Source organism: Methylocystis sp. SC2 (assembly GCF_000304315.1).
In the GTDB taxonomy this organism is placed as follows: Bacteria; Pseudomonadota; Alphaproteobacteria; order Rhizobiales; family Beijerinckiaceae; genus Methylocystis.
In genome coordinates this window covers 862,334-874,180 of the sequence record NC_018485.1, presented here as the reverse complement: position 1 = coordinate 874,180, position 11,847 = coordinate 862,334, and the positions used below count along the sequence as shown (strand labels likewise).

The 11,847-nt window shown below is 64.8% G+C and carries 8 protein-coding genes; 5 read left to right on the top strand and 3 right to left on the bottom strand.

Annotated elements, in window-relative coordinates; all coding sequences use genetic code 11:
* Positions 1 to 15: 15 nt before the first annotated feature.
* Both purH and BN69_RS04075 read left to right on the top strand, forming a co-directional pair.
* Positions 16 to 1,608: a bifunctional phosphoribosylaminoimidazolecarboxamide formyltransferase/IMP cyclohydrolase gene (gene purH, locus BN69_RS04080; RefSeq protein WP_014890285.1), complete on the top strand. Its 1,593-nt coding sequence runs from the start codon at positions 16 to 18 to the stop codon at positions 1,606 to 1,608.
* A 57-nt stretch (positions 1,609 to 1,665) separates the two neighbouring features.
* Positions 1,666 to 1,995 (top strand): hypothetical protein, encoded by a 330-nt coding sequence (locus BN69_RS04075; protein WP_014890284.1) that lies wholly within the window; start codon positions 1,666 to 1,668, stop codon positions 1,993 to 1,995.
* A gap of 69 nt (positions 1,996 to 2,064) precedes the next feature.
* On the opposite strand, the gene BN69_RS04070 is transcribed toward BN69_RS04075, so the two are convergent.
* The 3 genes from BN69_RS04070 to ptsP form a co-directional block, all read right to left on the bottom strand.
* The gene (locus tag BN69_RS04070; RefSeq protein WP_014890283.1) at positions 2,065 to 2,328 is read right to left on the bottom strand and encodes a hypothetical protein; all 264 of its coding nucleotides are present in this window, start codon (positions 2,326 to 2,328) and stop codon (positions 2,065 to 2,067) included.
* Between the two features lie 122 nt (positions 2,329 to 2,450).
* On the bottom strand, positions 2,451 to 3,521 hold the full coding sequence (prfA, locus tag BN69_RS04065) for a peptide chain release factor 1 (RefSeq protein WP_014890282.1): 1,071 nt from the start codon (positions 3,519 to 3,521) through the stop codon (positions 2,451 to 2,453).
* Positions 3,522 to 3,575: 54 nt separating this feature from the next.
* Positions 3,576 to 5,840, bottom strand: coding sequence for a phosphoenolpyruvate--protein phosphotransferase (gene ptsP / locus BN69_RS04060; RefSeq protein ID WP_014890281.1), 2,265 nt, complete (start codon positions 5,838 to 5,840; stop codon positions 3,576 to 3,578).
* Between the two features lie 319 nt (positions 5,841 to 6,159).
* On the opposite strand from ptsP, the gene BN69_RS04055 reads away from it, so the two are divergent.
* From BN69_RS04055 to ligA, 3 genes are read left to right on the top strand one after another with little or no spacing between them, the layout of a single operon-like run.
* Positions 6,160 to 9,027, top strand: coding sequence for an EAL domain-containing protein (locus tag BN69_RS04055; RefSeq protein ID WP_148277025.1), 2,868 nt, complete (start codon positions 6,160 to 6,162; stop codon positions 9,025 to 9,027).
* Positions 9,028 to 9,037: 10 nt separating this feature from the next.
* A complete protein-coding gene (locus BN69_RS04050; RefSeq protein WP_014890279.1) occupies positions 9,038 to 9,631 on the top strand; it encodes a 2-hydroxychromene-2-carboxylate isomerase in 594 nt (197 codons plus the stop codon).
* A 41-nt stretch (positions 9,632 to 9,672) separates the two neighbouring features.
* Positions 9,673 to 11,766, top strand: coding sequence for an NAD-dependent DNA ligase LigA (gene ligA, locus BN69_RS04045; protein WP_014890278.1), 2,094 nt, complete (start codon positions 9,673 to 9,675; stop codon positions 11,764 to 11,766).
* Positions 11,767 to 11,847 lie beyond the last annotated feature (81 nt).

Sequence of the window (11,847 nt, the reverse complement as noted above, 5' to 3'; positions counted from 1 at the left end):
AGTTAGGAGTATGCGATGCCCGTCGATCTGCGCCGTGTGGCGCGCGCGCTGATTTCCGTTTCCGACAAAACCGGCCTCGTCGAGTTCGCGCGCGTTCTGGCGACGCATGGCGTGGAGCTTGTCTCCACCGGCGGCACGCGCAAAGCGCTCGCCGAGGCGGGTCTTGCGGTTCGCGACGTGGCCGATCTCACGCAGTTTCCGGAGATGATGGACGGAAGGCTGAAGACTCTGCACCCGAAGGTGCATGGCGGCCTTCTGGCGATCCGCGAAAATCCCGAACATGAAGCGGCGATGCTCGCGCATGACATCCGGCCGATCGACCTGCTCGTCGTCAATCTCTACCCCTTCGAGGCGGCGCTTGCGAAAGGCGCGCCGTTCGAAGAATGCGTCGAAAACATCGACATTGGCGGTCCGGCGATGATCCGCGCCGCGTCGAAGAATCATGACGACGTCGCCGTCGTCGTCGATTCCGATGATTACGCGATGCTCATCGAGGAACTCGCCGCGACGAATGGCGCGACGCGGCTCGCGACGCGTCGACGGCTCGCGCAGAAGGCGTTTGCGCGCACCGCCGCCTATGACGCCGCGATCTCCAACTGGCTCGCGCAGCAGCTCGGCGAAGCCTCGCCGCCGCTGCGCGCCTTCGGCGGACGACTCGCCGAGCCGATGCGCTACGGCGAAAACCCGCATCAATCCGCGGGCTTCTATCTCACCGGCGAGAAGCGGCCGGGCGTCGCCACGGCGCGCCAGATTCAGGGCAAGCAGCTCTCATATAACAACGTCAATGACACCGACGCGGCTTTCGAATGCGTGGCGGAATTCGATCCGGCGCGGACCGCCGCCGTCGTCATCGTCAAACACGCCAATCCCTGCGGCGTCGCCGAAGGCGCGTCCCTGGCCGAAGCCTATGTCAAGGCGCTGCGCTGCGATCCGACGTCCGCCTTCGGCGGAATCGTCGCGCTCAATCGCAAGCTCGACGCCGAAGCCGCGCGCGAGATCGTCAAGATCTTCACCGAGGTGATCATCGCGCCGGACGCCGAAGAAGAGTCGATCGCCATCATCGGCGCCAAGAAGAATCTGCGTCTGCTGCTGACCGGCGGCGTTCCGGACGCGCGTGCGGCCGGCTTGACCTATCGCTCGGTCTCGGGCGGCTTTCTCGCCCAGTCGCGCGACAGCGCCGTCGTCGACGACATGAATTTGCAGACGGTCACGAAGCGCGCGCCTTCCCAGCAGGAGCTCGCCGATCTGAAATTCGCCTATCGCGTCGTGAAACATATGAAGTCGAACGCCATCGTCTATGCGAAAGACGGCGCCACGGTGGGCGTCGGCGCCGGTCAGATGTCGCGCGTCGATTCTTCGCGCATCGCCGCGCATAAAGCGCAGGAGGCCGCGCGCGCGGCGGGGTTGACGACAAGTCTTGCCAATGGGGCCGTCGTCGCCTCCGACGCTTTCTTTCCCTTTGCGGACGGACTGCTGGCGGCGGCCGAGGCCGGCGTGACGGCCGTCATCCAGCCCGGCGGCTCCATGAATGATAAGGACGTGATCGCCGCGGCGGACGCGCAGGGTCTCGCCATGGTGTTCACCGGCGTGCGCCACTTCCGACACTAGCCATGCGTCGGGCGTTCCGGCTAGAGTGACCGCTTGACGCGAAACGGAGTTCAAAAAATGCGTAAGTCTTTGAATCTGGCGTTGGGCCTCGCGTTCATTTGCGCGATCGCCTCGAGCGACGCTCTGGCGAAATCAAAACAAGGCGCGCCTGTCGCGACGGGTCAGGTCACCGCGACGCAGGACGACGATTTTCCGATTCCTCTGCCGCATAATCTGACGACCGGCAAAGACTGGCTCGACGACGGCGCGGCGCCAGACGCAGCGAAGGGAAATCTGCAGCCCAATCGCTACGCCAACGACAATTACTTCCTGGAGCAGCAGGATTTCTCGCTGCAGGATCCGCAGCGCTACAATGAAATCGGTCAGTATTTCGATTACGGCTGGTGAGCGGCGCGCGCTTGATATGAAAAGGCCGGCGTTGGCCGGCCCCTTCCTGAAGATGGGATATCGGCTGCGTCAGCACATCGGCACGGCGCGGTAGCCGATGACATAGCCCCGGCGGCTGTAGATCGGCTCGCGAACGTAATCGCAATCCGGCGCGCTCGCGGCCGCCGCCGCCACTGCGCCCAATGCGAGCGCGCCGCCCACGGCGTAGGGCGCCCAGCCATAGCCGTGATGATGCCATTTTGACCAGGCCAATGCCGGCGTGGCGCTCGCGATCGCCCCCAACATGACGCTGGCGGCGAGGCTCGTAGAGACGATTCTTTTCAACGTGGACATGAGGTTCTCCTCGGCGTTCTCACTCGTCATTTGGCGAGTGGACGCACTCTAGCGAGAGCCTCCCACGACGTTCGTGCGTCGGCGCACAGGACGCATCCGCGCGCGCTTCTGGCGGCGCGCGTCTACGCCTCGCTCTGCGCGAGGAGTTTTTGCTGATGATCGGTCGTCAGCGCGTCGATGATCTCATCGAATTCGCCTTCCATCACGCGGTCGAGCTTATAGAGCGTGAGATTGATGCGATGATCGGTGACGCGTCCCTGCGGAAAATTATAGGTGCGGATTCGTTCGGAGCGATCGCCTGAGCCGACCTGCTGCTTGCGATCCTCCGAACGCTCCTTGTCGAGGCGCTGGCGCTCGGCGTCGTAGAGACGCGAGCGAAGAACGTTCATCGCCTTGGCTCTGTTGCGATGTTGAGAACGCTCTTCCTGCATCATCACCACGATGCCGGAGGGAATATGGGTGATGCGGATGGCCGACTCGGTCTTGTTGACGTGCTGGCCGCCGGCGCCTTGCGCGCGCATCGTATCGATCTGCAAATCCTTCTCGTCGATGTCGACGTCGACGTCCTCGGCCTGCGGCAGCACCGCGACCGTCGCGGCCGACGTGTGGATGCGGCCCTGCGTCTCGGTTTCCGGGACGCGCTGAACGCGGTGCACGCCCGATTCGAATTTCAACCGCCCATAGACGCCGCGACCGATGATCTCGGCGACGATTTCCTTGAAGCCGCCGAGCGCGCCCTCGCTCCCGGACACGATCTCGACGCGCCACCCCTTGAGCGCCGCATATTTCTGATAGGCGCGAAAGAGATCGCCGGCGAACAGCGCCGCCTCGTCGCCGCCCGTGCCGGCGCGCACTTCAAGAATGACGCCCTTCTCGTCGGCTTCGTCCTTCGGCAGAAGCGCCAGTTTCAGCGCGCTTTCCGCCGCAGCGAGTCGTTCGTGCGCGGCTTCCGTCTCGCTTTCGGCCAGTCTGCGCATTTCGGCGTCGAGCGAGGCGTCAGCGAGCATGGCGGAAAGATCGTCGGATTCCTTCTGCGCCGCGCGATAGGCGCGAATCCTGTCGACGACCGCGTCGAGCGTCGCACGTTCGCGCGAGAGCGCGACGAAGGCCTGCCCGTCGGCGCCGACGGCGAGCTTGTCGCCGATCTCGTCGTAGCGGCGCAGAATGAGGTCGAGCTTGTCTTGAGCGAACATGGGGACGAGGCTTCCCGAGCAATGGTGAGGGACGGCGTGACGAAAGGGGGCGCGCTACAAGGGCACGCCGCGCGCGATCGCATAATCGCGCAATTGCTCGCGCACCGAAGCGCTGCCGTCGTCTGAGGCGAGCAGCGAGGCGAGATAGACCTGCGCCTCTTCGAGATTGAGATTGAGAATCATTGATTTGACCGGACCGATGGCGGAGGCCGCCATCGACAGCGAGCGATAGCCGATCGCGAGCAGCGCCAGCGCCTCGAGCGGGCGTCCGCCCATCTCGCCGCAGAGCGTCACCGGCGCGTTGTGCCTTGATCCGGCAGAGACGATGCGCTCGAGCGCGCGCAGCACCGGCCGCGAGAGATTGTCGTAGCGCTTCGAGACGCGCGTGTTGTCGCGGTCGGCCGCATACATGTACTGCACCAGATCGTTCGATCCGACCGACAGAAAATCCGCGCGTTCGGCGATAAGATCGATTTCCCACAAGAGCGACGGCACCTCCACCATCGCGCCGAGCTCCAGGCGCGTCGGCGGCGGATGGCGATGATGCGTGATGTGGTCGAGCTCCCGCAGCGCAATCGCCTTCGCCGCATCAAATTCGGCGACATTGGCGATCATTGGAAACATGATGCGCAGATCGCGATCGGCGCCCGCCTTCAGCATCGCGCGCAGCTGCATGCGCAAAAGCCCCGGCCTGTCGAGACCGATGCGGATCGCGCGCCAACCGAGCGCCGGGTTCTCCTCTTCGATCTTCGCCATATAGGGAAGGATCTTGTCGGAGCCGATGTCGAGCGTGCGAAACGTGATCGGCTTCTCCGGCGCCGCGTCGAGCACGGCTTTGTAAAAGCGATATTGCTCGTCCATGCGCGGAAAGCGCGGCGCGAGCATGAATTGCAACTCGGTGCGGAACAGTCCGATCGAATTCGCGCCGGTCTCACGCAGATGCGGCATGTCGATCGCGAGGCCGGCGTTCATGTGCAGCGAGATTTCGACGCCGTCCTTGGTGATCGCCGGCACGTCGCGCAGCTTGGCGTATTGCTCCTGACGCCGCGCCCGCAGCCGCGCCTTTTCAGCATAAGCGCTCTGCACGTCGGGCTGCGGCCGGACATGCACTTCGCCGGTCGTGCCGTCGACGATGATCGGATCGCCGGTTTCGACGATGTCGATCAGGCCGGCGACGAGTCCAACGGTGGCGACGCCGAGCGCGCGCGCGACAATGGCGACGTGGCTCGTCGGTCCGCCTTCCTCCAGCACGAGGCCGCGCAGCCGCTTGCGGTCATAGTCGAGAAGCGCCGCCGGCCCCATGTTGCGCGCCACGATGATGGCGTTTTCCGGCACGCTGTCGCGATCGGCGACGTAGCTTTGACCCGTCAGCTGATGCAGCAAGCGGTTGGCGATATCATCGAGATCGTGCAGACGATCGCGCAGATAGGGATCGGTCTGACGCTGCATGCGCGCGCGCGCGTCGTTCTGGACGCGCTCGACCGCGGCCTCGGCGGTCAGTCCGGTCATCACCGCTTCGCGCAGGCGGCGCACCCAGCCGCGGTCATAGGCGACCATGCGCACGGTTTCGAGCACGTCGCGCGGCTCGCCGGCGGCGATGCGGTCGCTATGCGCGACGAGTTCGTCGATCGACTGGCGCATCGCGTCGATCGCATGTTCGAGCCTTGCGAGTTCAGAGGGCATGTCCTCGGCGACGAGCTGCTTGATGACGACGCGCGGCTCGTGCAGCAGCACATGGCCGAGGCCGACGCCTTCCGCCATCGGCGCGCCTCTCAGCGACGCCGGGCGATAAAGCGCGAGGTCGCGCGGGTCTTCGATCGCCTGCAATTCGCCCGAGGCGATCAGCTCGGCGAGCAGCATCGCCGTCGTCTGCAGCGCCTCGATCTCTTCTTCCGAATAAACGCGGCGCACCTTGTTCTGCACGACGAGCACGCCAAGCGTGTTGCCGCCGCGCAGAATCGGCACGCCAAGGAAGGAGTGATAGGCGTCTTCGCCCGTCTCCGGCTTGTAGGAGAAGGAGGGATGCTCCTGCGCCTCGGAGAGCGCGAGAGGCTCGGCGCTCTTGGCGATCAGGCCGACAAGCCCTTCGCCCGCGTGCATCGTGGTGAGATGCACGGCCTCGCGGTTCAGGCCCTCCGTGGCGTAAAGCTCCAAGCGCTGGTCGGCGCGCAGCACATAAACGGAACAAACCTCGGCGACCATATTCGCGGCGATCTGCACCACGATCTTGTCGAGCCGCGCCTGTGCGCTCACCGGTTCCGCGCTGATTTCGCGGAGTCGGCGCAGCAGAAGGCGAGGGCCGCCGAGAGCGCTTCGCATCCAATCCGTTCCCGTTTTCCCAGAATGTCGCGGGTGGGCACACCGCAAAAAAACCGCCATGCGCCTGCAGATTGCGACGGTGGCCTTCAAGCAGCGTATATTGGCGCCGTCCGCGCTCCGCAAGCGCGGCCAAGAAGCGCGGCGACGCAAGGAACATACCGTTATTGCAAAGCTTGGCGAATCGGCTTGCCGGCGGTGCCGGAAGCCTCTACCACTTTCCGATCAGAGTCTGGCGATGACAGCCCGCCCACGCGCTTGGCGCCCGCCATCGGCCGCGCCAGACGCGTTCTCCGAGCATGCGGCATCGAGAAGAGAGTTCGTGCGTCTGAAAAAATACCTGATTGCGCTCTTTTTGTTCATCCTCTCCGCTCAGGCCGTCGCCATGGAGTCGGTGCGGGTGCCGCAAGGCGCGCGGGCGATCGATCTCACCAATGTCGTTGAGAAACATTCCTCGCAGGGCGACCGGCTGCAGGTCTCGACCGCGCCCGGCTCGGACGGCATCGTCCGCCGTATCGAGGTCGGCGCCAAGGAAGCCGGCAGTCAGCCCAACTGGATCGTTTTCGCGCTCACCAACGACACGGATGAGCAGATCGAGCGCCTGATCGTCGCCCCGCATTACCGTCTCCAGGGCTCGGGCGTCATCTGGCCCGATCTCGGCTCGACGCGCATTTCGGCGATCACGGCGAGCCAGGGCTTTCCGCCCGAGGCCGAAGACGCCTCCGACGCCGACGTTTTCCGGCTGACGCTCGACCCCGGGACCACGGTCACCTATGTCGCGGAGCTGCGCACGCCGAACCTGCCGCAGCTCTATTTGTGGGAGCCGGCCGCCTATAAGGACAAGGTGACGAGCCTGACGCTCTACAAGGGCATCGTCATCGGCATCGCCGGCCTGCTCGCGCTGTTTTTGACCATCGTCTTTGTGGTGAAAGGCGCCGTCATCTTCCCGGCGGCGGCGGCGCTCGCCTGGGCGGTGCTGGCCTATGTGTGCATCGATTTCGGCTTCTGGGACAAGATTTTCGGCTTTGACGCCAACGCCAACCGCATCTGGCGCGCCGGCGCCGAGACGGTTCTCTCGGCGACGCTCGTCGTCTTCCTTTTCGCCTATCTGAACCTCAACCGCTGGCATGTGCGCGCCTGGCACGTCGCCGCCCTGTGGCTGCTGATCCTGTTGGACCTTGTCGGTCTGGCGGTGTTCGACGCGCCCGTCGCCGCCGGCGTGGCGCGCATCTCGCTGGCGACGGCCGCCGTCGTCGGCTTCGTGCTGATTCTCTATCTCGCGACGCATGGCTTCGATCGGGCGATTATGCTGATCCCGACGTGGTTCCTGCTGGCCGTGTGGGTGGCGACGGCGGGATTTGCGGTCGCCGGCTGGATCACCAACGATCTCGTCTCTCCGGCGCTCGTCGGGGGCCTGGTGCTCATCGTGATGCTGATCGGGTTCACGGTGATGCAGAACGCCTTCGCCGCCGGCGGGCTGTCGCACGGCGCGATCAGCGACGTCGAGCGCAAGGCCCTCGCGCTCACCGGCGCGAATGAGATCGTGTTCGACTGGGACGTTCCGTCGGATCACATCTACGTCAGCCCGGAGGCGGAAGCGGCGCTCGGACTCGACCGCGGCGGGCTCGAGGGCGCCGCCTCCTCCTGGCTCGATCTACTGCATCCTTTCGAGCAGGACCGCTATCGCGCCTGCCTCGACGCCATTCTCGAGCAGCGGCGCGGCCGCATTAATCAGGACTTCCGCCTGCGCGCCGCGGACGGCCATTATCTTTGCTACCGGCTGCGGGCGCGGCCCGTCGTCGGCCCGGACGGCGAGGTGATCCGCGTCGTCGGCACGCTCAATGACGTGACCGACGAGCGCAACGCTCAGGAGCGGCTGCTGCACGACGCCGTGCATGACAATCTCACGGGCCTGCCGAACCGCGAATTGTTCTTCGACCGGCTGGAGGCCGCCCTGATTCTCGCGCGCATGGAAAAGGACGTGCGCCCGACGATCCTCGTCATCGACATCGACCGCTTCAAACAGATCAATGAGCAGGTCGGCATGGCCATGGGCGACAGCATTCTGCTCACCGTGGCGCATCGCCTGACGCGGCTGCTGCAGCCTCAAGACACGCTGGCGCGACTTTCCGGCGATACATTCGCGATCATCCTTGTGTCCGAATCGCACGCCGACCATGTCATCTCCATCGCCGATTCGGTGCGCCGCTCGCTGTCTATTCCGGTGCGCTTCACCGATCGCGAGATCGCGCTGTTCGCCTCGATCGGCATCGCGCTTTATGACCAGCAGACGCATCCCGGCGCCGGCGACATGCTGGAAGACGCGCAGATCGCCATGCGCCACGCCAAGCGCTCCGGCGGCAACCGCATCGAAGTGTTCCGTCCCGCCATGCGCGCGCAACGCTCCGATCGGCTGACGCTCGAGGCCGATCTGCGGCGGGCGCTGGAGCGCGGCGAGATCAAGGTGTTTTTCCAGCCGATCGTCAGGCTCGAGGATCGCACCATCGCCGGTTTCGAAGCCGTGCTGCGGTGGGACCATCTGCGCCTGGGTCGGCTCGAGCCTTCCGAATTCCTTCCCATCGCCGAGCAGACGGGGCTGATCGTCGACCTCGGACTTGTGGCGCTGGAGCGCACGGCGCGCGAACTCGCGGCCTGGCAGCGCGCGCTTGCGGTCGATCCGCCGATTTTCGCCTCCGTCAATGTTTCATCGCGCCAGCTGTTGCGTCACGACCTGCTGCGCGACGTCAAAAGCGTGTTGATGCGCAATGATATCGCCAAAGGCAGCCTGAAACTCGAACTGACCGAGAGTCTGGTGATGGAGAATCCCGAATATGCCGCGCAGATGCTGGCGCGCATCAGGGAACTCGGCGCGGGGCTGTCGCTCGACGATTTCGGCGCCGGCTATTCGTCGCTCGCCTATTTGCAGCGCTTCCCCTTCGACACGATCAAGATTGACCGTTCCTTCATCAAACAGTCCGGCAAGGGCGCGCGCCCCATCATTCTGCGCTCGATCATCGCGCTGGCGCAGGATCTCGGCCTGGACGTCGTCGCCGAGGGCGCGGAGACCGAGCAGGACGCCATCGAGCTTTTTCAACTCGGCTGCGGCTTCGCGCAGGGCTACGCCTTTGGGCGCCCGATCAGCGCGCGCGACGCGCGCCGCCTTGTCGGCGCGGCGCCGGAAGCGGCTTAGGCGCGCGGCGATGGCGGAGAAACTCGAATTCTGGTTCGAATTCGCAAGCACATATTCTTATGTCGCCGCGGAAGAGATCGAGGCGAAGGCCGCCGCCGCGCGCGTCGAGGTGGCGTGGCGACCCTTTCTTCTTGGGCCGATCTTCGCCGAGCAGGGCTGGCGGGATTCACCTTTCAATCTCTATCCGGCAAAGGGCGCCTATATGTGGCGCGACGTCGAGCGTCTCTGCCAGAGCAAGGGCGTCGCCTGGCGCCGGCCCAGCGCCTTTCCGCGCAACGGCCTTTTGGCCGCGCGCGTCGCGACCGCGTTGGATGAGGCGGAGAAGCTTGCTGCTTTCGTTCGGGCCGTCTATCGCGCCAATTTTTCCGATGACCTCGACATCTCCGACCCCTCCGTGCTGAAGGAAATTTTACGAGGCCTCTCGCTCGACGCGGAGCCGATTCTTAACCGCGCCATTGACGAGTCCGTCAAGCGATTGCTCAGAGCGCGCACGGAGGAGGCCAAGAGTCGGGGCGTGTTCGGCGCGCCGAGCTTTTTTGCAAAAGAGGAGCTATTCTGGGGTAGCGATCGGTTAGAACACGCTCTTGAAGCCCTGCGAGAATAAAGCGCCGTCTGGCGCGCCAAGTCGACCGGATCGTCCAGCACATGGCCAAGTCGCTTCCCGAGCCTTCCCTTTCCGAAGCGCGCGCCGAACATGCGCGGCTGCAGGAGGAGATCGCGGCGCATGATCGCCGCTATTACCAGGAAGACGCGCCGAGCGTCTCCGACGCCGACTATGACGCGCTGCGCCGTCGCTATGAGGAATTGGAAAAGGCGTTCCCCGAACTCGCCACGGCGCAGTCGCTGACGAAGACAGTCGGCGCCAAGCCGTCTGAAAAATTCGCCAAAGTGAAGCACGCCGTGCCGATGCTCTCGCTCGGCAACGTCTTCTCGGACGAAGAGGTTCTGGAGTTCGTCGCGCGGGTGCGCCGCTTTCTCGGCCTGGGCGAAAGCCCGCTGCGCTTCACCTTTGAACCGAAGATCGACGGGCTGTCCTGTTCGCTGCGCTACGAGAAAGGCCATCTCGTGCAGGCGGCGACGCGGGGCGACGGTTATGAGGGCGAAGACGTCACCGCCAATGTCCGAACGATCGACGAGATTCCGCAACGGCTGCGCGGCGATCATGCCGACGTTTTTGAAGTGCGCGGCGAAGTCTATATGACGCACAAGGATTTTGCGGCGCTCAATGCGCGGCAGAAGGAGCTGGGCAAGACTCTCTTCGCCAATCCGCGCAACGCCGCCGCAGGCTCTCTGCGGCAGCTCGATCCGAAGATCACGGCGTCGCGGCCGCTGCATTTCTTCGCCTATGGTTGGGGCGAGACGAGCGCATTGCCTGCGAATACGCAGATCGGCGTGCTTGAGGCGTTGGGCCGTTACGGTCTGCCCGTCAATCCGCTGACGACGCTCTGCGACAACGCGGAAGACATGCTGGCGCATTTCCGCGCGATCGAAGCGCAGCGCGCGACGCTCGGCTATGACATCGACGGCGTCGTCTACAAGGTCGACGACATCGCGCTGCAGGAGCGGCTCGGATTCGTCTCGCGCGCGCCGCGCTGGGCCGTCGCGCGCAAATTCCCCGCCGAACGCGCGATGACGATTTTGCGCGACATCGAAATCCAGGTCGGGCGCACGGGCGCGTTGACGCCGGTGGCGCGGCTCGAACCTGTGACGGTCGGCGGCGTCGTCGTGCAGAACGCGACGCTGCACAATGAAGATGAGATCGCGCGCAAGGATATTCGCATCGGCGACACGGTGGTCGTGCAGCGCGCGGGCGACGTCATTCCGCAGATCGTCGAGGTGGTGACGGAGAAGCGGCCGCACGGCGCGAAGCCCTATCAGTTTCCGCATGTCTGCCCGCGCTGCGGCTCGGCGGCGCTGCGCGAGATCGATGCGAAGACCGGCGAAGCGGATGTCGTGCGCCGCTGCACGGGATCGCTCGTCTGTCCGGCCCAGGCGGTCGAACGCCTAAAGCATTTCGCCTCGCGCAACGCCATGGATATTGAGGGACTTGGCGACAAGCAGATCGAACTTTTCTTCAACGAGGGAATGATCAAGACCGCGTCCGACATTTTCACGCTGCCCGAGCGCGAAGCGCAGATGTCGCCGCGTCTTTCCGAACGCGAGGGCTATGGCGAGACCTCGGTGCGCAATCTCTTTGCGGCGATCGAGGCGCGTCGAAGCATTCCGGTCAATCGCTTCATCTTTGCGCTTGGCGTGCGCCATGTCGGCGAGACCAATGCGCGCCGGCTCGCGCGCCATTTCGGCGATTTCGAGTCGCTGCGCGAGACGGCCCGTGATGCGGCGTTGGGGAGCGAAGCGCGCGCCCGCATCGATTCGATCGACGGGGTCGGTCCGGTCGTCGCCGAGGCGCTGCATGATTTTTTCGCCGAGCCGCACAATGAGCGCGAACTCGACGCGCTTCTCAAACAAATCACGCTGGAGCCGATGCCGGCGGTGGCGTCCGCATCGCCCGTCGCCGGCAAGACGGTGGTCTTCACCGGTTCTCTCGAACGCCTCACGCGCGACGAAGCCAAGGCGCAGGCCGAGCGCTTCGGCGCGCATGTCGCGGCGTCGGTGTCGAAGAAGACCGATCTCGTCGTCGCCGGGCCGGGCGCGGGATCGAAGCTCAAAAAGGCGGCGGAGCTGGGGATCGAGGTGATCTCGGAAGACGAGTGGTTTGCAAGGACGGGGCAGTCGTGAAATTCGGCGACTGTCGCCGATATGGGCGCTTTCCCTCCCCTCGACGGGGAGGGTGGCTTGCGCAGCAAGCCGGGTGGGGTG